This is a genomic window from Pseudomonas sp. FW305-3-2-15-C-LB1 (genome assembly GCF_058787615.1).
Window position 1 is genome coordinate 70573 of the sequence record NZ_JBYSZX010000013.1, and the last position, 22018, is coordinate 92590.

The 22018-nt window shown below is 62.3% G+C and carries 22 protein-coding genes and 1 pseudogene; 9 read left to right on the top strand and 14 right to left on the bottom strand.

From position 1 onward, the window contains the following. Window positions 1-4: 4 nt before the first annotated feature. Window positions 5-370 carry a cupin domain-containing protein gene (locus AC3WP7_RS22475; RefSeq protein ID WP_093124459.1) on the top strand — a complete coding sequence of 122 codons (366 nt, stop codon included), beginning with the start codon at window positions 5-7 and terminating at the stop codon, window positions 368-370. A gap of 13 nt (window positions 371-383) precedes the next feature. Then, window positions 384-1205, top strand: coding sequence for a molybdenum cofactor biosynthesis F family protein (locus tag AC3WP7_RS22480; RefSeq protein ID WP_093124462.1), 822 nt, complete (start codon window positions 384-386; stop codon window positions 1203-1205). 134 nt (window positions 1206-1339) lie between these two features. On the opposite strand, the gene feaR is transcribed toward AC3WP7_RS22480, so the two are convergent. The 3 genes from feaR to AC3WP7_RS22495 all read right to left on the bottom strand — a co-directional run bounded on the left by feaR (window position 1340) and on the right by AC3WP7_RS22495 (window position 4423). Continuing rightward, on the bottom strand, window positions 1340-2281 hold the full coding sequence (gene feaR, locus AC3WP7_RS22485) for a transcriptional regulator FeaR (protein ID WP_102592889.1): 942 nt from the start codon (window positions 2279-2281) through the stop codon (window positions 1340-1342). Window positions 2282-2394: 113 nt separating this feature from the next. Then, on the bottom strand, window positions 2395-2961 hold the full coding sequence (locus AC3WP7_RS22490; RefSeq protein WP_102592888.1) for a DUF3156 family protein: 567 nt from the start codon (window positions 2959-2961) through the stop codon (window positions 2395-2397). After that, window positions 2924-4423, bottom strand: a complete 1500-nt coding sequence (locus AC3WP7_RS22495; protein WP_092244502.1) for an APC family permease — start codon at window positions 4421-4423, stop codon at window positions 2924-2926. The genes AC3WP7_RS22490 and AC3WP7_RS22495 overlap by 38 nt, the downstream gene beginning before the upstream one ends. Window positions 4424-4640: 217 nt before the next feature. Here AC3WP7_RS22495 and AC3WP7_RS22500 point away from each other — a divergent pair, with 217 nt between their 5' ends. Next, a complete protein-coding gene (locus AC3WP7_RS22500; protein ID WP_102592887.1) occupies window positions 4641-5963 on the top strand; it encodes an alginate export family protein in 1323 nt (440 codons plus the stop codon). Between the two features lie 32 nt (window positions 5964-5995). Here AC3WP7_RS22500 and AC3WP7_RS22505 read toward each other — a convergent pair. Both AC3WP7_RS22505 and AC3WP7_RS22510 read right to left on the bottom strand, forming a co-directional pair. Further along, window positions 5996-6475: pseudogene (locus AC3WP7_RS22505) on the bottom strand (flavin reductase family protein); the annotation flags it as partial. Window positions 6476-6532: 57 nt separating this feature from the next. Further along, window positions 6533-7702 (bottom strand): p-hydroxyphenylacetate 3-hydroxylase oxygenase component, encoded by a 1170-nt coding sequence (locus AC3WP7_RS22510; protein ID WP_102592885.1) that lies wholly within the window; start codon window positions 7700-7702, stop codon window positions 6533-6535. A gap of 236 nt (window positions 7703-7938) precedes the next feature. On the opposite strand from AC3WP7_RS22510, the gene AC3WP7_RS22515 reads away from it, so the two are divergent. Continuing rightward, on the top strand, window positions 7939-9426 hold the full coding sequence (locus AC3WP7_RS22515; protein WP_102592884.1) for an aldehyde dehydrogenase family protein: 1488 nt from the start codon (window positions 7939-7941) through the stop codon (window positions 9424-9426). 288 nt (window positions 9427-9714) lie between these two features. On the opposite strand, the gene AC3WP7_RS22520 is transcribed toward AC3WP7_RS22515, so the two are convergent. The 6 genes from AC3WP7_RS22520 to AC3WP7_RS22545 all read right to left on the bottom strand — a co-directional run bounded on the left by AC3WP7_RS22520 (window position 9715) and on the right by AC3WP7_RS22545 (window position 14822). Next, on the bottom strand, window positions 9715-10647 hold the full coding sequence (locus AC3WP7_RS22520) for a pyridoxamine 5'-phosphate oxidase family protein (RefSeq protein WP_102592883.1): 933 nt from the start codon (window positions 10645-10647) through the stop codon (window positions 9715-9717). 79 nt (window positions 10648-10726) lie between these two features. After that, on the bottom strand, window positions 10727-11611 hold the full coding sequence (locus tag AC3WP7_RS22525) for a LysR family transcriptional regulator (RefSeq protein WP_102592882.1): 885 nt from the start codon (window positions 11609-11611) through the stop codon (window positions 10727-10729). Then, window positions 11611-12531 carry a LysR family transcriptional regulator gene (locus AC3WP7_RS22530; protein WP_102592881.1) on the bottom strand — a complete coding sequence of 307 codons (921 nt, stop codon included), beginning with the start codon at window positions 12529-12531 and terminating at the stop codon, window positions 11611-11613. The genes AC3WP7_RS22525 and AC3WP7_RS22530 overlap by 1 nt, the downstream gene beginning before the upstream one ends. Before the next feature lie 91 nt (window positions 12532-12622). Continuing rightward, window positions 12623-13243 (bottom strand): glutathione S-transferase family protein, encoded by a 621-nt coding sequence (locus AC3WP7_RS22535; RefSeq protein ID WP_092244478.1) that lies wholly within the window; start codon window positions 13241-13243, stop codon window positions 12623-12625. Window positions 13244-13356: 113 nt separating this feature from the next. Continuing rightward, window positions 13357-14148, bottom strand: a complete 792-nt coding sequence (locus AC3WP7_RS22540; protein WP_071492141.1) for an ABC transporter permease — start codon at window positions 14146-14148, stop codon at window positions 13357-13359. Beyond that, window positions 14145-14822 carry an ABC transporter ATP-binding protein gene (locus tag AC3WP7_RS22545; RefSeq protein ID WP_102592880.1) on the bottom strand — a complete coding sequence of 226 codons (678 nt, stop codon included), beginning with the start codon at window positions 14820-14822 and terminating at the stop codon, window positions 14145-14147. The genes AC3WP7_RS22540 and AC3WP7_RS22545 overlap by 4 nt, the downstream gene beginning before the upstream one ends. Before the next feature lie 131 nt (window positions 14823-14953). Here AC3WP7_RS22545 and AC3WP7_RS22550 point away from each other — a divergent pair, with 131 nt between their 5' ends. The 4 genes from AC3WP7_RS22550 (at window position 14954) to AC3WP7_RS22565 (ending at window position 18543) form a co-directional block, all read left to right on the top strand. Then, window positions 14954-16030 (top strand): aldo/keto reductase, encoded by a 1077-nt coding sequence (locus tag AC3WP7_RS22550; protein ID WP_102592879.1) that lies wholly within the window; start codon window positions 14954-14956, stop codon window positions 16028-16030. A gap of 52 nt (window positions 16031-16082) precedes the next feature. Then, a complete protein-coding gene (locus tag AC3WP7_RS22555; RefSeq protein ID WP_058426121.1) occupies window positions 16083-16325 on the top strand; it encodes a hypothetical protein in 243 nt (80 codons plus the stop codon). 150 nt (window positions 16326-16475) lie between these two features. Beyond that, window positions 16476-17672, top strand: a complete 1197-nt coding sequence (locus AC3WP7_RS22560; protein ID WP_093513034.1) for a DUF1835 domain-containing protein — start codon at window positions 16476-16478, stop codon at window positions 17670-17672. Window positions 17673-17718: 46 nt separating this feature from the next. Next, a complete protein-coding gene (locus AC3WP7_RS22565) occupies window positions 17719-18543 on the top strand; it encodes a 5'-nucleotidase, lipoprotein e(P4) family (protein WP_102592878.1) in 825 nt (274 codons plus the stop codon). Between the two features lie 16 nt (window positions 18544-18559). Here the strand turns inward: AC3WP7_RS22565 and AC3WP7_RS22570 are convergent, their stop codons facing one another. Together AC3WP7_RS22570 and AC3WP7_RS22575 are read right to left on the bottom strand one after the other, a co-directional pair. Next, a complete protein-coding gene (locus AC3WP7_RS22570) occupies window positions 18560-18844 on the bottom strand; it encodes a hypothetical protein (RefSeq protein WP_092244463.1) in 285 nt (94 codons plus the stop codon). Between the two features lie 19 nt (window positions 18845-18863). Beyond that, the gene (locus AC3WP7_RS22575) at window positions 18864-19352 is read right to left on the bottom strand and encodes an Hcp family type VI secretion system effector (protein WP_092244460.1); all 489 of its coding nucleotides are present in this window, start codon (window positions 19350-19352) and stop codon (window positions 18864-18866) included. 184 nt (window positions 19353-19536) lie between these two features. On the opposite strand from AC3WP7_RS22575, the gene ssp4 reads away from it, so the two are divergent. Then, window positions 19537-20451: an Ssp4 family T6SS effector gene (ssp4, locus tag AC3WP7_RS22580; RefSeq protein WP_093124503.1), complete on the top strand. Its 915-nt coding sequence runs from the start codon at window positions 19537-19539 to the stop codon at window positions 20449-20451. A 78-nt stretch (window positions 20452-20529) separates the two neighbouring features. Here ssp4 and AC3WP7_RS22585 read toward each other — a convergent pair whose 3' ends face one another. After that, window positions 20530-21864: an LLM class flavin-dependent oxidoreductase gene (locus AC3WP7_RS22585; protein ID WP_102592877.1), complete on the bottom strand. Its 1335-nt coding sequence runs from the start codon at window positions 21862-21864 to the stop codon at window positions 20530-20532. Window positions 21865-22018: the final 154 nt, after the last annotated feature.

The window sequence follows — 22018 nt, forward strand, 5'->3', positions numbered from 1 at the left end:
TGTCATGCCCCTTACCACCCTCAAGCATAACGTCCAACTCTCGGAACTCGACCCTTGGGGCACCGTGGCCGACCTCGGCTCCGAGATCCTCGAAGGCCAAGTGCGTGCTTTCGGCAAGATGACCTTCGGCGCGCCCACCGACCCGGTCAGCAGCGCTTACTTCGGCACCACCCAGGGCAAGTTCCGCATGGTCTACCCGTTCGCCGAGCAGGCCACGGTGGTCACCGGCGAAGTGCTGCTCACCGACGAATCCACCGGCCAGTCCACGCGCTACAAGGCCGGTGACAGCTGGTTCGTGACCAAGGGCACGCCGGTGTTGTGGGAAGTGCTCAGCGAAAGCTTCGTCAAACATTACTTCGCCGTCGTGTAAGGGAGGGGTTGGCATGACAAGTTCTCCCGACTGGATCACCGTAGGCGCACTGGCTGACGGTTTCGCCCCGGACGCCTTTATCCTGCCCAACCTGGCCGAGCTGGCGGGCCAGGCCTTCACCTTGTACTTCGCCAATGGCTGGCAGATCGAACACCGTTTCGAGCAGGACCGCCTGGCCTGGCGCGCCGCCGATGGCCACTCCAGCGGCAACGCGCCTTACCGCGCCACCTCGATTCGCCCGGGCCTGTACCTGGTGGACTTCATCAAGCACGAGGCCGGGCATAGCTGGTCGATCAGCCTGGTGCTGGACACACCGAACGCCTCGTTCACTGCCGTGATCGGGCGCCTGCCGGATCAGGCCCAGACCCACGAAGGCCTCTACCACCGCGCCCTGGCCGGCAAGCCGCTGAGCTCGGTGGAGGTCGACTTCCTCCACGGCAGTCTCGACCGCCCGTGGCAGGCCGGCCACTGCCTGCATGCGCCCACCGCCGAACTGGTGGGCCTGCGCAACCAATACCGCTACAGCCCCAGCGAAGTCTACGAGCACATCTACCTCAACGAGCGCTTCTACGCCTGGCAATGCCTCAAAGGCGTGGAGCAAGGCCTGTGCGACACCGACCGCTGCCATTACTACAAGATCGCCGACCAGCTGTACCTGTTCGTATGGCAGGAGAAGATCGTACCGACCCTCGGCCTGGTGCTGATCGACCTGCAGCAGCACCGCAGCGACGGCAAGATTTTCGGCTATGCCGGTGCATCCTTCGATGCGCTGTCGAACTTCCCCATCAGCTCGTATTGCCAGGTGCTCAACCGCACGGAGTACCCCGATGACTGAGCCGCGCACGGTCTGAATGTGGGAGGGGGCTTACCCCGATAACAGTGTGTCAGTCACCACAGGCTTGGCTGAACCACCGCTATCGGGGGCAAGCCCCCTCCCACATTTGATCTCCTTTGTTTTGAAGATCCCGTTTATGCCCCCACCGCCTGCATCCGGCTTGAGCGGAAATCCTTCGGCGACACCTCGAACTGCTTCTTGAACGACCGGCTGAAGTGCGCCGAGTCGGTAAAGCCCCACTTATAGGCAATCGAGGTGATCGACTCGCTGCGCAGGCACGGGTTGGTCAGGTCATCCGCGCTGCGCTTGAGCCGCGCACGCTGGATGTAGCGGCACACGCTGTCGTCCTGTTCTTCGAACAGACGGTACAGGTGGCGCACCGAGATATTCAGCCGGTTGGCCAGACCGATCGGGCTGAGCCCCGGCTGGCTCAGGGATTCATCGATGACCTTCTGCACATAGCTGCGCAGGTTACTGCCCTGCAACGCTGCCAGGCCCTCGCGACACTCGTCGCCCTGCTCCAGGGCCGAACCCAGCAGTGACACGAAGGCCATTTGCAGCGCCTCCACTTCACCCGCGCCGTCTGCGGTGTCGTCCTTGCACAGTTGATCCATCAGCACATGCAGCATGCGTCCGCAGGCTTTGGTCGAGGAGATCTTGGCGAAAGCCCGTGCGTCGCCGCCCAGGTGCTTGCACACCTGCGGGCGCGAGAGTGACAACGAGGCGTGTTCGATCAAACCGAAGGGGGTGATTTCGATGGAGCCCACCGAGTCCATCAACAACATCTCGCCAGGCGCCAGGTGCAGGGTCTGGCCGTTCTGCGCGATCTGCGAATAGCCGCTGCGTTGGCTGACCAGGAAACAGTCCTGGTCGTTGTCATGGTCGGCGTGGTGCGCCGGGCGTTTGATCAGCCCGGCATTGGTGCGCAGGATGGCCACGCCGCGCGGCAAGTCCCGGATCTCGCCGATGAACAGCGAGCGGTTGAACGCCAGTTCCGTCTCGAAATAACCGCACGCCGCGCGCAGCTCGCGGTTCCAAGTGTCCAGCCCGTCGTGTGCATGCTGTGGGATGCTCATGGGGTGTCTCCGCAATGGCTTCTTTTTGTTGTTCTGATGCAATAGTTAACATGTTATCTATATGCACGCAACAACAACCTGTGTACCCATTGCGCAAGCACTAATGATGCCAATCAGAGCTCCGACAACACCCGATTCAACCCGACCAGCGCCGCGAGCAAATGACTGCGCTGCACCGGGCTCAGGACGATATAACGCCGAAACGCCGGCAGACGATTGACCACCTCGCTGCCCCCCATATGCTCCAGGCGCACGCACCATTGCCGGTCGTGCAGCTCGATGCGCAGACGCTTGAAATCCAGCGGCATCAGCGCCTGGAACAAGGCCTCGTCGGCCAGCAAGCGTGCCTGCAACTCACGCCCCAGCGCCTGGTTGCCGGCACGGCGCCGCACCCGAATTCCATGGCGCCGGATCGCGCCGCCATGGTGCACCGCGAAGCTCGCCGTGCCCCCCGTTGCTGCCGGTACGCACAGGACAAACTCGGTCAGCACCAGATGCATCAACCATTGCGATTCGGTGCGCTCGACAATCTCGAACCCCACGCCGTCCACTTCAAGCGTTGCCAGCCCAAGGTTGCGCCGCAGGTGCGCCAGGGTCACCCCCGGTCGATATCCCGATGGCGCACGATCGGCACGCCACAGCTCAAACAGTCTTTGCCGCAAAGTCGCCATAACCGTCATCAGCCTGCTCCGGTTGGTTACTGAACTCCTTTGCCAATACTTCCTCCACGGAGGCCGGCTTGAAGGGGTTGACCTTCTGCACCACCAGGGTCCAGAACAGCGCATACGCCGCCGTGCCCGCCAGCATCACGCCAAACGGCACATAGATGTCTGCCGGGTTCATGCCCGGAGGCGTGATGAACCACATGCCCAGCAGGATCCCGATGCTCGACACGATCTGCGGCAGCGGAAACCACGGCGAACGATAGGCCCGTGGCAAGTCCGGCCGACGGATACGCAGGCTCACCACCGAGATCGTCACCAGCAGATAGGCAAAGCTCCACGCACACACCGCCGCCAGCACCAGGTGCATGATGTTGTCGGTGTTGCCCCCCAGGTACAACGCGTGCAGGCAGGGAATCAGCATCGCCACCAGGATGCACAGCAGCGGCGTCTTGAAGCGTGGGTGCAGGTAGGTGAAAACCTTGGGCAACGCGCCGTCCACCGCCATGCCGTAGAGGATCCGTGGCACACCGGCCATCAGGGTGTTGATGGTGGCCGCGCCGGCAAACAGAAAACCGATGCCCAGCCACAGCGGGCCGATCTGCCCCATCACCTGCTCGGCGAACCTGGGGATGGCCATGGGCGTGTCCAGCAGGTGCACGCCTGACGTGGCGTCGAGCACCACGTTTTCCACCTGGCGTTTCATCGCCCCACCATAGATGAACATGCAGGTGGCCACGCCCATCAGCCCCAGCATCATTGCGCGCGGCATCACCTTGGCCGATTGGCGCAGGTCCGGCGCCAGGGGCGTGACGAACTCGCAACCGACAAACATGAACATCGCCATGCCCACCAGCGACAGCACGGTGATCAGGTCGGTGCCTACCAGCGACTCGCCGAACCAGCCGTCCAACTGCACGGCGGGCGCGGCGATCAAGCCGAGCACGCCGAACACCATCAGGGTGATCCACATGCCGAAGGTGAGGATGATTTCCGCTCGGCCAAAAGCACTGACGCCAAACGCGTTCAGCACGCCAAAGACGATCACAAAGCCCACGCCGAGCAACCACGAGCCACCCGCCGATTCCGCCAGGGTGTTGAGATGCTCGAAGTTCACCAGGGCCATGACCCCGGACAGGATGGTTTCGGCGGTGCCGGCAAATACATGCACGATCAGGTACGCCGACAAGGTGCCGGTGATCGCGAAAAACCGCCCCATGCCGCAATTGATGTAGTCGTACACCGAGCCGGTGGTGGGCAGGATCGACGCCGCCTCGGCAAAGGTGGTGGCCTGGGCCAGCATCATCACCACGGCGATCAGCATTGCCAGGGCGAACGCACTGCCGCCGATGCCAAACCCCATGGTGGCGGTGAGAATCACCGGGCTGGCCATGATCAGGCCAATGGTGCTGGCCAAGGCGGTGGGGAAACCTACCGTGCCCCGGTTGAGGTGCGCGGTGAGTCGGTCGTTGATCGACATGGTGGGGTCCTCGAAGACGGTTTTTTTAATGTGTCGGTACTCTGCGCCCCACTCCAATTGCTCGTCTTGCCCCTGTCTGCCGCCGCTTTTGTTGCTCCCTGCCACAGCGGGCGGCGTGGCGGCCAGGGTCAATTCCCTGGCACGCAGAGAAAAGACTCAGGCCCCCGTCACTCGCCCTAATGCGCCCTCACTCTTAACCAAGCTGGGGACAATAACAATGGAGCACACACTGAAAAATCGCGGCCTGCGCCAGGCGGTCGGCCTGGGGATTGCGTTGCTGGTGGGCCAGGCCCAGGCGGTCGAGCTGTACGCCGATGCCGACACCCACGTCACCGGCAACTTCCTCGCCGTGTACGGGATGTTCAACAGCCCGAAGAACTACGATGGGCGCAGCGGCGGTTCCACTTGGCGCGAAGCCTTCATCAAGTACGGCCTGAGCGTCGACCAGAGCCTGGGCCGCCTTGGTGGCGTGTATGGCACGGCCAACCTGGTGAGTTCCGGCACCTGGGGCGATGGCGATGCCTCCGGGGTCACCACAGGCAAGGAGCGCACCACCAAGTTCGATGAAGCCTTCGCCGGCTGGCGCTCGGGCGAGCTGTTCCCGGCCTTGGGCAAGGACGGCGTGGACCTGTCGTTCGGCCGGCAGATCATCATGCTGGGCGACGGTTTCCTGATCAACGACGATGGCCCCAATCTCGGCAAGGGCGTGGGTGACGGCGAGTTCAATCGTGGTGGCGCCTACTACATCGCCGCGCGCCATGCCGTCGACAAGACCGCGGTGATCCGCCTCGGCGGCAAGGACGGCGTGCATGGCAGCCTGATGTGGATCAAGTCCGACAACCCCGCCCAGGCCATGACCGAAATGGCCGCCGGCACCCTGGAGTACAGCGCCGCGCCGGGCACCCTGGGGATCACGTATATTCATGGGATCGATGTGGACGAGCGCTTCGCCAGCGACGTGCAGCGCCAGCGCAAAGGCATGAACCTGTACAGCCTGCGCGGCGCCGGCAATGCCGGTATCGACAACGCGCACTTCGCCTTTGAACTGGCGCGCCAGGACCGCCGCGACAGCCAGGAAAATGCCGGCTACGCCGAAGGCGGCTACACCTTCGTCGACCTGCCCTGGTCGCCGGACCTGACCTACCGCTACGCGCGCTATTCAAAGAACTGGGATGCAATGTTCGCCGGTTTCAACCGTGGCTACGGCACCTGGGTGCAGGGCGAAGTGGCAGGCAACTACTCCGGCCCGTACAACACCAACACCTCCGTGCAACACCTGGCGCTCAAGGTCAAGCCGCTGGAGAACCTCACCCTGGGTGCGCTGTTCTTCGACTACAAGACCGTCAGCACCCGTGGCCAGTTGAACCTGGACGGTCGCGAGCTGGACCTGTACGCCGAGTGGGCGGTGAACGAGCACCTGATCATCACGCCGCTGCTGGGTCTCTACACACCCGACAAGGATGCAGAGACCGGTGGCAACCAGGTCGGTGGCAACGGCACCAATGTCTACAGTCAGTTGGTGGTCGCCGTACCGTTCTGAACCGTCTCGGGCGCGCAGGGACGCAGCGCCTGGACCTTGGCATAGGCGCCCTGGTGATACAACAGCGGCGCACGCCCGAAATCATCGAAGGCCACCACCTTGCCGATCATGATCCAGTGGTCGCCACCGTCCACCTGCTGGTATTTCTCGCAGTGGAACCGTGCCGAACAATCGGCGAACACCGGTGAACCGCCCTCCCCCGGTTCGTACTCGATCAGGGCGAAGCGGTCTTCACGCGGGCGCGCAAAGTTGTTGGACAGGTGCACCTGATCCGCCGCCAGCACATTCACTGCGAAGTGACTGGCCTCCTCGAACACTTCGTGGCTGTTGGAGCGTTTATCGATGCTCCACAGCACCAGTGGCGGGTCGAGGGACACCGAGTTGAAACTGTTGGCGGTCACGCCCACCTTGCGCCCGGACGCGGTGGCGGCGGTGACCACGGTCACGCCAGTGGCGAAGTTGCCCAGCGCGCGGCGAAAGGCCCGTGGGTCGAAAAGGCTGTTGTCAGGCATGCAAGACTCCCGGGCGCCCTCGAGCGGACGCCCTGATTGTTGTAGTGGAAGAACGGGTCACACCATGCTCGGGTCCGGCTCCAGGCCCATCAGCTCACGGCCGAGGATCTGCGCGCAGACGTCGTAGTCGGTGTAGGCATGGGCGCCGGTCATATGGGAATCACGGAACAGGCGCTGCATTTCGTTGTGTTCGAACCAGGCATTGCCACCGGCGGCGGCGAACAGGCGGTCCACTGCCTCGATGCACATCTTGGTGGCGTAGGCCTGGTTGGTACGCCAGAAGGCCAGGGTTTCGCGGCTCGGGTAACGCTGGGCGGCGCTGTGTTCGGCGTGGTCCTGCCAGGTCTTTTCAAGGAACGCACGGGCAGCGGCCACCTGGTGGGTGGACTCGGCCAGGCGCATCAACGCCGGCGTTGCCGCGCCCACGGCGGCACCGGTGTAGGCGCGCACGCGAGTTTTGGTTTTTTCGCGGAACACCTCCAGCATGCGCTCGGCCACGCCAAGGCTGACGGTGGAAAAACCACTGGCGAAATACGGCCGGTACGGCGCGTAGAAAATCTGGCTGTCGGGGTAGAGGCCAAAACCTGCGGACTTGCCCTCCATCATGTCCTTGGCCTTCTGGATCCGGTGCTCGGGCACCCAGGCATTGTCGATGACCAGGGTCTTGGTGCCGCTGCCCTTCATGCCGGCGGCGAACCAGTCATCGCGGATCTGGTAGTCACTGCGCGGCAGCACGGCAAAGCAGTAATCCTGGGTGCCTTCGGCGTTCTGTCGGCGGCAGCCGACAATCGCCCACTCGCCATGGTCACAGCCAGTGCTCCAGCCCATTTCACCGCTGAAGTGCACACCGCCTTCGCCCTCCACCACGCGCCCGAACGGCGCAATACTGCTGCTGGCGGTGGCATCCGGGTTTTCGCCCCAGATTTCCTGCTGCAACCGGGCCGAAAACAGCGCCAGTTGGTGGCTGTGGGTGCACAGCAGGCTCATGGCCCAGGCGGTGCTGGCACAGCTGCCGGCGAGCAAGGCGATGCAGTCGGCGAACTCGGGCAGCGACAGTTCCAGGCCACCAAAGGCCTTGGGTTGAAAGGCACGGTGCAGGCCGATGCTTTTGAGCAAGGCGATGTTCTCATCCGGCACCTGGCGTTGCTGTTCGGCACGCGTGGCATTTGCCGCAATCTGGGGCAGGAGGGGCTTGAGGTCTTCGAGGAGCGGATTTGGCTTTTTCATGGACGGCCCTGCTTATTATTGGAAGTCCGGCAGCCGCTCCAAGTCGAGGAGCAGCGCTGGATGCAGGGCCAGTATCGAACGGGTCGGGCGCGTGGAAAATGCACGTTCCACAGGCAAGGTTGTACTTTTCACAGGCGCGGCAGCCACAGGCATGACGCCTGGCAGGCACAGTCAAGCCAGGCGCGGGCGGCTTGGATACCCTCGGGTTTTCTTTTGTGAACTGCCAGGAACCCGCCATGAGTGATATCCCGCTGTTGCCTCACGTCGAAGCGTTTTTACGTCGCCCCCATGGGCTGTTCATCGACGGCGTCAACGTCCACGGCCATTCCAGCCAGACGCTGGCGGTGACCAACCCGGCCACCGGTGAAGTGATCGCCCACGTGGCGGAGGCCGACCTGGCGGATATCGATGCAGCGGTGGACTCCGCCAACCGGGGCTTTGAACTGTGGTCCCAGGCTGCGCCGGCGACACGCGGCAATGTGCTGCACAAACTCGCCGACCTGCTGGAGCGCAACCGCGAAGAACTGGCGCAGATCGAGACCTGTCAGTCCGGCAAGGTCATCCAGATTGCCCGCGCGTTCGAGGTCGACCAGGCGGCGCACTTCCTGCGTTACTACGCAGGCTGGGCGACCAAGATCAGCGGCCAGACGCTCACCCCGTCGCTGCCTTCGTTCAATGGCGAACGCTACACCGCGTTCACCCTGCGCGAACCGGTGGGCGTGGTGGTGGGCATCGTGCCGTGGAATTTCTCGACCATGATCGCCATCTGGAAACTCGCCTCGGCACTGGTGACCGGCTGCAGCATTATCATCAAGCCCAGCGAATTCACGCCGCTGACGATCCTGCGCATCGCCGAGCTGGCCATCGAAGCGGGGTTGCCGGCGGGTGTGCTCAACGTGTTGACAGGCGGCGGCCATGTCGGCAAAGGCCTGGTGGAACACCCCGGCACGCACAAGGTGTCCTTCACCGGTTCGGTGCCCACCGGCATCGCCGTGGGCCGCAGTGCCATGGGCGCCGGCCTCACCCGTGCGACCCTGGAACTGGGCGGCAAGAACGCCGCCGGGTTCCTGCGCGACGTGGAGGTGGACAAGGCGGTGGACGGCATCATCGAAGCCGGCTTTTTGCACGCCGGGCAAATCTGCGCAGCGGCCGAACGTTTCTTCGTGCACCGTTCGCAGATCGACGCGGTGCTGGACACACTCAGCCAGCGCCTCAGCCGCCTCACCATCGGTTCGCCGCTGGACGAAAGCACCGAATTCGGTCCGGTCACCCACCATCAGCACCAACTCAAGCTGCTCGGCTATTTCAGCCAGGCCCGCGCCGAAAACAACCGGATCATCCACGGCGGCAAACTCATCGACCGCCCCGGCTGCTACGTCGAGCCCACGGTGATCCTCGCCAACAGCATCAACGACACCCTGCTCAACGAAGAAACCTTCGGCCCCATCGCGACCTTCCTGCCCTACGACAGTGAAGAGGAGCTGCTCGCGCTGATGAACAACGGCCCCTACGGCCTCAGCGCCAGCCTGTGGACCAACGACTTGGGCAAGGCCCTGCGCATGGTGCCGGCGATCAAGGCCGGCACATTGTGGGTGAATATGCACACACTGCTCGACCCGGCCGTGCCGTTTGGGGGCAGTCGGTCTTCGGGGGTTGGCCGGGAGTTTGGCAGTGCATTCATCGAGGATTACACCGAGCTCAAGTCGGTGATGATTCGGTACTGAGGGTCAGCTCTTTCAAGGCCTTTGAAAACCGGCCATATCTGGCTGATACCCTCCCAATTGGGGCGGACACTGCAACTGTGGCGAGCGGGCTTGCCCCGCGTTGGGCTGCGAAGCAGCCCCAAAACCAGGCGCCGAGGATTACCTGACACACCGCACTCTTCCGAACCTGGGGCCGCTTCGCGCCCCAACGCGGGGCAAGCCCGCTCGCCACAGAAAACCCACCAAAGCAATTGTTCAATCCGGCGGTTCAACATCCCGCAACATATCGGGATCATCGAGGGGTGCTGGCTACCAACTCCCCATCGCCAGACTGAACGGCGAAAACTCCGCGAACTGCCACCGCAACGCCAACGCCGCCGGGCGCCGTACGACATGCTCTACGGTGACGGTCCACAAGCGCTGGGCGCCCTCGAACAGCGCCACTTGCGGGCCGTCGAGGATCAGTGAAGTGCGCCCGGCCACCTGCAGCACATCCCCCGATTCAAAATCGATGAATAACAACCCCGCCACCGGGTTCACCTGCAGATTGCCCAGGGTGTTGAAGAACAGGTTGCCGGCAAAGTCGGGGATGGTCAGCACGTTGCCTTCGACCCGCACAAAACCCGTATTGCCGCCACGATGGGAAACGTCCACCGAGCGCTGGCCGTCCACCTCGACGTAGCTGGCGACGAAGAAGGTGTCGGCATTGCGGATCAGCGCTTGGGCCGCGTCATCCAGGCTGCTGGAACGTTCGGCCACGCTGCCGGGTTTGCGTGCGATGGCATCCACCGGCCGCAATTGGATGTACTTGGGGCAGTTGCCGAACGTGTGCACCACGTCGACCGAAAAGCCTTCGTGATCAAGCGCACCGATATGCCCGTTCATGCGATTGCGGCGGCGGGTGTTGAGGTCGATGCCCAGCAGGCCGATGGATGCCCCCTCACGCAAGCCGTTGCGAGCCGGGTCGTTGGCCGACGGCAGACTGTCGACCTGCAAGGTCTGCGGGTCCGGCGAGTGGGCAAAGCCCGGGGCACCTTCAAGCAGCGTCGCCCAGGGAATGCCTTGCTCGTCCACCACACCCAGCATCAGGTACGGCAACAAAGGGTAGAAATCCCGATGCTGTTCGGGCAAATGATCACGGATCACCTTGGGCCCGACCACGGCCATGCGCTCGGCGACCCCCACTGCTTGTTGCATGTGCCGTTCGCCGGCATGCCAGGGCGATGGTTCGATCAGGTTCATGGCAAGCACCTCATGTTGGATAGCCCGATGCTGCGCCCTGCCCGCCACCGAGGGAATCACCACGCCAGGCAATCCACTGTTACGCCAGTTGAAATGCCGGGTGTTCACGCAGCGCCGCCACGCAGTGGTCGACAAAGCTGCGCACGCGCATCGGTGCGTTGCGGCCTTCGCGGTACACCACGTGCACGGGCAATGGTGGCTGTTCAAAACCCGGCAACAGGCGACGCAATTGCCCGCTCTGCACATGCTCGTGAACCGGGTAACTCAGGCAGCGAATCACCCCCGCCCCATGCACCGCCGCATTGATCGCGCCCTGCACCGTGGCGCAGCCCAGGCGCGCACGGGCCTTGAGTGGGTAGCCCTGGAAATCCCAATGCACCTGGTCGGCAGTGGCGATCAGCCGATGGTGCTGGAGGTCGTCCGGGCGTTGAGGCTCACCGTGAATCGCCAGATAACCGGGGCTGGCGCAAAGGATATGCAGCACCTGCCCCACCGGCCGCGCGATCAACGACGAGTCGGGCAACTCACCGACGAGAATCGCCACGTCCAGCCCTTCTTCGTGCAGGTTGGGATAATAGTCGTGGTAGTGCGCCGCGAGGCTCACCTCGGGATAACGGTCCAGGTAGTCGGCCAAGACCGGCGCCATCACATGAGCGCTGAACAGAAAGGGCAAAAACACCCGCAGGTTGCCCTGGGCCTGCACATGCAAGCCTTTGGCCGAGGCTTCGGCGGCGTCCACGGCGGCGAGCAGGCGCACGCAATCGGCCAGGTACGCGTTGCCGGCGTCGGTCAGGCTCACGCCCTGCGTGCTGCGTTCAAGCAATGGCACGCGCAGGCGCGCTTCCAGGCGGGCCACCGCACGGACCAGGGTCGGCCCGGACACCTGCGCACTGCGCGCTGCGCCGGCCAGGCTCGAGTGTCCGGCCAGTGCGGCGAACAACTGCATATCGCGATAGCGCTCCATCAACCGCGCCGTTTCATCGCAGGGTTCAGGGCGGCGTCCTGGCCCAGGCGATGGCTGAGAAAGTCGACAAAGGTGTTGACCTTGGCCGGCACGCGGCCGCTTTTCTGGAACACCACCTGGATCGGCAACGGCTCGGCCTCATACGCTTGAAGGACGATCTCCAACTCGCCCGCTGCCACCGCCGTTGCGACCTGGTAGGACAGCACCCGCGTCATGCCCCAGCCCAGGCGCGCCAGGTTGATCGCGGCATTGTTTGCCGTAACGACCAGGCGCGGTTCGATGGGCACGGTCAAGGGTTGGCCGGCGTCGACAAACTCCCAGCCACTCACCAGCTGGCTCGACGATGACGTGACGATCTTGGCCTCACGCAACTGCGACGGGTGCTCCGGTCGCCCGTGCTGGTCGAGATAGGCTGGCGCTGCACAGACGACCCGGTGCACTTCGCCGACCTTGATCGCCTGCTGGCCCGGCTCATGCAGATGACCGATACGCACCGCGACATCGACGCCTTCGTCGACCAGATTGACCACGCGGTCGACGAGCAAGGCATTGATGTTCACCAACGGAAAGCGGTCCAGGTACTCCCCCAGCACCGGCGCCACATACAGCTCGCCAAACAGCACTGGCGCCGTGACCGTCAGGTGGCCGCAGGGGATGGAGTAACTGCCGGCCGCCGCTTCTTCGGCTTCATCGAGGTCTGCCAGGATACGCCGGCAATCCTCCAGGTAACGCTGGCCGGCTTCGGTCAGGTGCACGCTGCGGGTGGTGCGCGCCAGCAGTTGGGTGCCGATACGTTCCTCCATGGCGGCGATGGCCCGGGTCACGCTGGGTGGCGAGGTGTTCAGGCGGCGTGCGGCGGCGGCAAAACCCTCCTCCTCGGCCACCGCCAGGAACACCTGCATTTCATGAAATCGGTCCATCGGCACTCCTCTCGAGCAACTGCATATTGCTATTCCCCTGTGGCAAGCTCGCTTGCCACAACAGGCTCACTGACCACAACCGGGGTTCGCGTTAGTGGGATTGCAAGCCCACAGCTGTGCGTGGCATGCCGACAAATCCCGGCAGCGCTTCGATGCTGGCGAGCCAGGCACGCACCTGAGGGTAGTCGGCCAGGGACACATTGCCTTCCGGCGCATGGGCGGTGTAGGTGTAGAAAGCGACATCGGCGATGGTCGGTTGCTCGCCGGCCAGGAAGCGGTTTTGGCTCAGTTGCGTCTCCATCAGTTTCAGCAAGGCGTGGGAACGGGCAATGGCGACGCAGGTATCGATGTCCGCGCCAAACACCGTGGCCAACCGCGCCGACGCGGGCCCGACGTGCAGTTGACCGGCGGCGGCCGAGAGCCAGCGCTGCACCCGCGCCTGCCCCACAGCATCACCCGGCAGCCACTGGCCCTTGCCGTAGGTGTTGGCCAGGTAGACCAGGATCGCATTGGAGTCGGCCAACACCACGCCGTTGTCATCAATCGCCGGCACCTGGCCGAAGCTGTTGATCGTGGCCAGATAGTCCGAGGACTTATGGGCGCCTTGCTTGAGATCCACCAGGATAAATTCCGTGGGCAAGCCCAGCAGGGACAACATCAGCTCGACCCGATGAGAGTGGCCGGACAACGGAAAACCATAGAGTTTGATCATGAAAGGCTCCAAGAGAATGGGATGGCAACGCCGCACATGCTCTACCGCCGGCCCCTGACGTTGGAATCCCCACGCTCTACAATCGAGCATTTCACCCAGTGAAACAATACCGCTCAGCGTTCCTCGAGTCTGTCGCGCAAAAACCGATGGCTCGCAGAAAACAACCGCTGGTAAGTGAGCAACACTGCCCCCACCGTACCCAACGCCGACGACGCGGCAATCAGGAACATGATCACGATCTGATAGCGCACCGCGTCCACCGGGCTTTCTCCCGCCAGCACTTGCCCGGTCATCATGCCGGGCAGGCTGACGATGCCGACCACCGTCATCTGGTTCAGCGTCGGGATCATCCCGGCGCGCACCGCCTGGCGGATGGCGTCCTGCGCGGCCTCCCAGCGTGAGCCGCCGAGGGCCAGGATCATTTCGATGGTGTTGCGCCCCGAGGTCAGTTCCTGGGTCATGCGTTCGATACCCAGGGAGACCCCAGTCAGGGTGTTGCCGAGGATCATGCCAAGGATCGGGATCGCGTACTGCGGCTCGTACCAGGGGTGGATGCGGATCACCGCAAACAGCCCCACGGCGGTGACCAGCCATGAGCTGCCCCACACCGACAGGATGCTGTCGACCCGCTGGCCCCGGTAAGTCCGCCGTCCTCGCCCGGCGGCGGAGAGACCGGCGATCAGGGTCATGGCGCACATCAGCGGCAGCACCACGTACCAATAGGCGAACTCGAAGACCCAGCCCAACAGGTAACCGATGGCCAGCAGTTGCACCACCGTGCGCACCGCCGCCCACAGCAATTGGCGGCCCAGGCCCAGGCGCAACAGCAGCGACAGCGCGCCATTGATCAGGATCAGCGAGGCGGCAATGCCCATGTCCAGCGCGGTGAGGTTCTGGTAATTCATGGCTGGGCCACTCCGCTCAGTACACCGGCGCTCATCTGCAAGTGGATGTCACTCATGCGCCGGGCCTGGTCCAGGTCGTGGGAGACCCAGATGCAGGCACGGGAACTGTCCCCGGCAAACCAGGCGTCGATCAGCGCTTCCACTTCGCGGGACGAGGTGGGATCGAGGGCGGCGGTGGGCTCGTCCAGCAGCAGCACTTCGGGGTTGAGTTGCAGGGTGCGGATCAGCGAGACCACCTGGGACTCACCGCCTGAGAGGTCGGCGGCGTGTTTGGCCAGAAAGTCCGGCGTCTTGCCGGCGTGGCCCAGCAGTGCGGTCACCGTCGCCAGGTCGAAGCTGCGCTTGCGCGAGGTCTTGAGGCTGTAGGGAAAACGCAGGTTGTCTTCCACCGTACCGTCGAGCAGCGCCGGACGTTGAGAGAGGTAGCTGATATGGCAGCGGTAGTGAGGAATCTGCGCGTTGCCGATCGGCTCGCCGTTCCACAGGATCTGCCCGGACGAGGGCGCATCCAGCAGCGCCAGTGCGCGCAGGAATACGCTTTTGCCGGAGCCGGATGAGCCGGTGATCGACACCCGGTCGCCGGCCTGCAGGCTGAAATCGGTGGGCTGGAGCAACGGCACCTGGCGACGCTCGTCCAGGCGCGTGAGGGCGCGGGTTTCAATCAGTGCGCTCATGGACGCGGTGTTCCTCTCAATCCGGATGATGCAATGGTGAGGCACACTCGCCAGGATTTCATGCAAAAAATTCAAACTATCGCATCCGGTGTGGCTCAGAGCTTTAGATTCAACGTTACCGAGGAGGCGACATGCAATACCGACAACTGGGCCATTCCGGCCTGCTGGTATCTGAAATCATCCTGGGCACCGTGCCCTTCGGCGGTCGCGCCGAGTTTGAGCAATGCGGATCGGTGGATGTACCCCAGGCCAAACGCATGTTCGATATCGCGTTCGACGCGGGTGTGAACATGGTCGACACCGCCGACCTCTATTCCCACGGCCTGGCCGAGGAAGTCGTCGGCAAAGCCTTGGGCGCCAAACGCAACGATATCCTGCTGGCCACCAAGGGCCGCAGCCCGGTGGACAACAACCCCAACAACTCCGGTTCTTCGCGCTACCATCTGATTCGCGCGTGCGAAGCCAGCCTGAAACGCTTGGGCACCGACCATATCGACCTCTATCAACTGCACAACTGGGACGGTATGACCCCCATCGAGGAAACCCTCGAAGCGCTGCGGCTGTTGGTAGGTTCGGGGAAAATACGCTACTTCGGCACCAGCAATTTCACCGCCTGGCAGATGATGAAAACCCTGGGCAAGGCCGAACTGCACGGCATGCTCAAACCTGTCACCCAGCAGATCTACTACACCCCGGAATCCCGCGAGGCCGAGTACGAACTGCTGCCACTGGCGCTGGACCAGTCGGTGGGCACACTGGTGTGGGGCCCGATGGGCGAAGGCCTGTTGACCGGGTCTACCCGTCGGGGTCACAAGCCGCCCGCCAACACCCGCCAGGGCAGCGGTTGGCCGGAACCCTATGTGCACGATCAGGAGCGTGCGCTCGACATCATCGAAACCCTTGCCGGCGTCGGTGACGAACACGGCGTCTCGGTAGCCCGCACATGCCTGGCGTGGCTCAAGGACCGGCCGGGCATCACGTCGCTGATCGTCGGCGCCCGCACCGAAGAGCACCTGCGCGACAACCTCGCGGCGACTGAGTTGGCACTGACCCAGGAACAAGCTTCACGCATCGAAGCCGTGACGCGCCGCCAGCCGTTATACCCATACTGGCATCGCTTTACCGCCGGGATCGACCGCTTTGATCCGGCGGAGCAGCCGTTTTTGGCTGAGCATCAAAAGACCATGGATGCGCGCAAGGACAAGTAATGCCTTGGCAGCCTTGCGCCAAGGCTGCCTTTTCCCATTCAAGGAGCCCCCCGTGATTGCCCAAATCATGATCGCCGCCCTCGGCGTCGTTGCCATCTGGTTCAGCCAAAGCAAACGCTTGAAAGTGCGCCGCTACGCCTGCCTGTTCGGCATGGCGGGCCAGCCGTTCTGGTTCTGGTCATCCATCAATGCCGAACAGTGGGGGATTGTATTGCTGAGCTGTTTCTACACAGTGGCGTGGGCGAAGGGGATCAAGACCCATTGGGTTGATCACACGCCAGACGCGCAACACTGATTTGCAAACGAGCGCGGCACTGCCTATATTTCCCGCCTGGCGCTCTCTACGCCACCTTCCGCGGAAAGGGCTGCGCCCAGGACACTGCAACACCCTCTTTTTCTACGACTCCCCACCTTGAAGCGGAAAAGGTTTGTGCAAGGAGATCGTATGTCCCAACCACTCAACACCGATGGCCGTCTCAACCTTGAGCAACAGCGCAAGCGTGCCAAGGAACTGCTGCCACGCCTGAAAGCCGAAAACCCGAACGCTACCCTGTCCCTGGCCCAATGGGAAATCGCCAGGCAGCTGGGTTTCAGCAGTTGGCCAAAGCTCAAGGCCCATATCGATGCCATCGACTTCGCCGCCCGCCACCCCGACTTCACCGCCAGCGATGAAGCCCGTACCACCCATTGGCGCTGCGGCAATGACATTGCCCACAGCCTGCAACTGGCAGGGTTCAAAGGGCAGTTCCGGATGCTCGCCGACCCGCTGTGCATGGGCCCGGTCCGCGATTTGCCCCGCCAGGCGTTCCGCGCCCTGCGCAGTGCCTTTATCAGCCAGGCCTTCGCCATCGATGACGCCGATGCAGCTCGTCGCGTCGACGTTGAATATGACCACCTCGACGCATTGGCCAGCGCCGACCACAGTGTGCTGTGGTGCGAAGCGGATGCCTATGACCAGCTGTTCCTGATCCGCGCACTCGCCGGTCTTGAACAGGTGCCGCACAAACTGGAGCTCATCGAGGTGGACCGCATTCCCGGCGTGCAGCGTTTTATCGGCATCGGCCAACTGGCGCCGGATGTATTGGCGTGGCTATGGCCGCAACGGCGCTTGCTCGAGGAGGACGCCGTGCAACTGGCCAAACAGGCCTGGTCGGCGTACTGCGACAGCTCGCCAGTCAGATGGGCGCAAATAGCCCACGACAGCCACACCGCCTTGCCGTTGCTTGCCCCGGCGTTGTTGCGTCAATTACAGGAATTGCCCGGCCTGCACGACGGCCTGTCGCTGACCGAGCGCCTGGCCCTGACGTACCTCGCCGAAAACGGGCCAACGCCATTCGGTCGGGTGTTCGCCGAACTGATGGCCAAGCGTGAACCCCTGCCGTTCCTGGGGGACATGATGTTTCATGCGCTGTTGCGACCGCTGATCGATGGCGACAACCCTTTACTGACCGCCACCGAGACGCACCTGGAATGGCCACGCCAGGTGCTGGCGTTGACTGCGCTGGGGCAGGCCGTGTTGAACGGTGACGCCAACTGGCTGGATCACGCCAGCCATGTGCGATGGGTGGGTGGCATATGCCTGCGACCTCGCCAACCCCACTGGGCGATTGATGAACACATCATGCCTGTATGGCGCCCGTGATTACGCTAACGTGCTGCCCATTCACCCCTCACTTGCGAGACTGCCCATGCGCAACCTGATCTTCGCCAGCCTGCTTCTGCTGGCGGGCTGCCAACAAACGCCGCCGGCCAATGACCAACTCGATGCCGTGCTCTGGACCCAGACCTCCATCGAGCATGAGTTGATTTACCGCCAGCTCTTCGCCAATGCCACCCGTCAACTTGACGTGGCGTTGGCCGATCCCACCTGGGATGCCCTGCCCTTTCCCCCGCGCAACCTGAACGGGTTACCGCCGGCGGTGGTGGTCGATATCGACGAAACCCTGCTGGACAACGTACCGCTCAACGCCCGCGATGTGGTCAACAACCAGGTCTATTCCTACGACCGTTGGAACACCTGGGTCGACCAGGCCAGGGCCCAGGCCTTGCCCGGTGCCGTGGCGTTCCTGCAGGCAGCCCGGCAAAAAGGCATCAAGGTGTATTACCTGACCAACCGCGAACACAGCCAGGTCGCCGCCACGGTGAAGAACCTGCGCCTGCGCGGTTTCCCGGTTGAAAGCGACCAACAGGTCCTGGCCGCCAGCACCCCCACCGGCCACTGCGAAAGCGCCGGCTACGGCAAGAACTGCCGCCGCCAATGGGTCGCCGCCCATGCCCGCGTGTTATTGATGGCCGGGGATTCCCTGGGGGATTTCGTGCAGGCCGACCACAACACCCTCGCGGATCAGCGCAAGGCGGTGGAGCCCTATGTGAACTGGTTGGGGCAACGCTGGTTCTTGTTGCCCAACCCGACCTATGGCAACTGGTACAGCGCGCCGTATGGGGATGATGAGAAGCTGCCGTTCGAGCAAAAGCGCAAGCTCAAGCAGCGGGCGTTGCAGTTGCAGGAGTAGCGATGGTGCCTGGATATCAACGTTTTTTGGGGCGCTCGTTTTTAGACATCGCCCTGGCGGCCCAAGCCATACCAAGGGTCAGAGCAATGAATACGGCTTCACATACTACGTTCCAGATGATCGTGAACCAGAACAGCTTCGGCTGCCCTACAAGCGTGTAGGTGATGGAAGGCCCCACGCGACTGTAAGAAATCGCCACACCGCGAATTAACCCGTCGACAATGAGATAGCCATGAAGCCCTACAACAAAGATGAGAGCGGCTGTGATACACCAAAGCGATCGGCTGTCCGACAGCCTCATAGCATTTCTCCTAGAAGCCTCAGACCTTGACGTTCTGCCGGATATTCCAACCGAACTTCACTGGGCCACCGTCCTTGGCACCATCGGCTTTCTGTGGCTGGTAGCTGACGTCGACGGTGGCAAAATTCAGCGCAACTCTGTCGTAAAGCACATCATCCTTATTTCCGGCACTCGTGCCGTAGGACACCACCATCACTTCCTTCAAGGTGATCACCAGATACTCCACAGGGCTGGAACCACCTGCCTTGCGCACCACAAGCCGTGCTTCGGGGTAATGCTTGCCGCTAGCGCAGGCCATCATCAAATTTGGGCTGGATTTATCCAGCGGCTTGGTCAGATTGAGGTTGGCAAAATCGGCCTTGCCGGCGCCGCCACCTCTCCCGGAGTGCATCGATCCTGCCTGAGACACTCCCCACGCCCACTCGGTGATATCGATCTCGTCGAGATGAGCGTGGTCGCGTGATTCACCCTTGATATCGCCCAGTTTCAAAAACATATCGACGGCCATATTGGCTCCTTGTCCTTGTCAGCGTCGGAAGTGACGCGGGGCGAACTGTTCCTTATTCGACAAAGGGCCGACAAGGTTGAAAACCGGTATTGGGACGCGCCTGTCTCGAAAAGACGAAACATCCGACATTAATTTGCGCAACCGCGCCTTTACTCTCTCGACTTCCAAAACCAGGAGTTAAGGAATGACGGCCTCACTGCTCAAGGATGGATTTCCCTCGGCCCATCGCACCACACGGCAACGTATTGAAAGCAGCATTGATCTGCCTCGATTGTTCTCAGCCATCGACGCCGACCCGTCAGTGATTGGTGCTGGCGTGGTGTATATCGATGCGGAGTTCAATGTCGTGGTCCTGCGTGAGTTTCAGGCGATTTGCAGGGTACAGCCGATCAAAATAGTACTGCGGGAGGCGCCAAGGTACGTGGGGCCAGTGGAGTTCAAGCGGATGCTGGAACATGAGACGCGGGAGTCCAGGTTGGTCGCGGAGGCGACCAACACCACAATGACTTGTGCAGGGGCATTATTGAGTTGGGTGGTAGTCTGGAGCGGGATTGCGTTCATGCCCTTCACTGCGGGAGCAAGTGCAGTGATTTCCTTTGTAGGAAAGGCTGCTGCAGTAGCGAGTACAGTTCAATGCATCGCTGGCACTGTTCGAACGGCATTTGAGGTTTACAGCCCTCAATCTAACGATAATCTGGACAATGAAGCTTGGTACCAGGCGGCAATGGTGGTGTTGGATAGCATTGCGCTGCTAGGTGTAGTTACTTCAACACTCGTGACAATCAGAGCGGTTAGCACTGCTACGCGAGTGACAGGAAAATCACTGCGCCAAGTCCTGCGAGGTCTTTCACGACCAGAGCGAGCACAACTGAACAACGAGTTACTCAGAATCCGTGACCCTCGACTCACAACGAAACTGCTCAAATTGGAACAGGCGGCAGGCCGGCTGCCCAAACGCATCAGTGCTACAGAAATGCATCAGACCACCCTTCACCACCTAACGGAGAGCTTGGCAGCAACTCTGAGCTTTACCAGTAGCGCTATGTCCGGAAACGTCAAAACACTTGCGATCGGCCTTTACGAAGAGTTGATCGATTGAACAAGCAGAAAAAACAAGAGGTATGAAAAACCTAAGCGACCCTGAAAAAACAGGGTCGCTGGAAGTGGTGGTAACCCGTCATGCCGCGACGTCACGTGCCGCCGTATGCCGATTCACCGGCACCGGCAACCCCAGGTGCCCGCGCAACGTGCTGTGACTGTACTCACTGCGAAACAACCCGCGCTCGCGCAACAGCGGCAATACCTGATCGGTAAACCGCGCAAAGTCCTCCGGCGCGCCCACATGGATGTTGAACCCATCCACCGCGCCCTCCACAAACCAGCGCTCGATCTCATCCGCCACGGTCTTGGGCGAGCCGACGAAACTGGAAAACGGCTTGGCAAACCGCAGCGCCGCCTGACGCAACGTCAGACCCTGTTCACGGGAGACTTGCTTGATGTTTTCCGCATGCCCACGATAGCCATTGCTACCCAAGTCACCCAACTCCGGGAACGGCTCATCCAACGGATATTGGCTGAAGTCGTGGTAATTGAATGGCCGGCCTAACTGCACCAGCGCTTTGTGCAGATCCAGCTCGCCATTGCGCTCGCGGTCGATGGCCTGGGCCTGCTCATCGGTATCCGCGATGATTGGAGAAACACCCGGCAGGATGGTTACGTGGTCAGGGTTACGTCCAGCGGCGGCGGTGCGTTTCTTGATGTCGCTGTAGTACGCCTGGGCATCTTCGAAATTGCCCACGCCGGCAAAAATCCCCTCGGCATAGTTCGCCGCCAGGCTGCGCCCGGATTCGGAGATTCCCGCCTGGAAAATCACCGGTTGGCCTTGGGCTGAACGGGCTATATTCAACGGTCCGGTGACCGAGAAAAACTCGCCGTGGTGATCGAGGCGGTGTTGGCGCTGCGGGTCGAGGAACACCTTGGTTTGCTTGTCACGCACAAAGGCGTCGTCTTCATAGGAGTCCCACAAGCCCTGCACCACCTCCAGATGTTCGGCCGCGCGGCGATAGCGCTCGGTGTGGTCGATGTGTTGCGCGCGGCCAAAGTTACCGGCCGCGCCTTCCAAGCCGGTGGTGACCACGTTCCAGCCGGCGCGGCCGCCACTGATGTGGTCCAGGGACGCAAACTGCCGCGCCACGTTGAAGGGTTCGGTATAGGAGGTTGTGAGCGTCGCCACCAGGCCGATTTTCGAGGTCGCCCCGGCGATGGCTGAGAGCAGCGTCAAGGGCTCCAGGCGGTTGAGGAAATGCGGCGCGGAATCCGGGGTGATGTAGGGGCTGTCGACGATGAACACCAGGTCGAACTTGGCCGCTTCTGCCTGCTGGGCCTGGGCGCGGTACCAGTCGATATCCACACTGGCATCGCCGGGGATCTGCGGGTGCAGCCATTCGTTTTGTGCAGTGCCTACACCGGTGAGAATGGCGCCGAATTTGAGTTGCCGGGGTGAGGTGGGCATCAGGGTATTCCTCCGTGGGTGGCCGCGGTGCTGGCCTGTAGAGATCGACGTTAATGCCCGCGAGCGGGGCTTGTGAAAGGCTTTGTAGATATATGCTAATTATTAAAATTACTGATATAAACCAAGCAAGAAACTCCGCAACAGGCATAAAAGA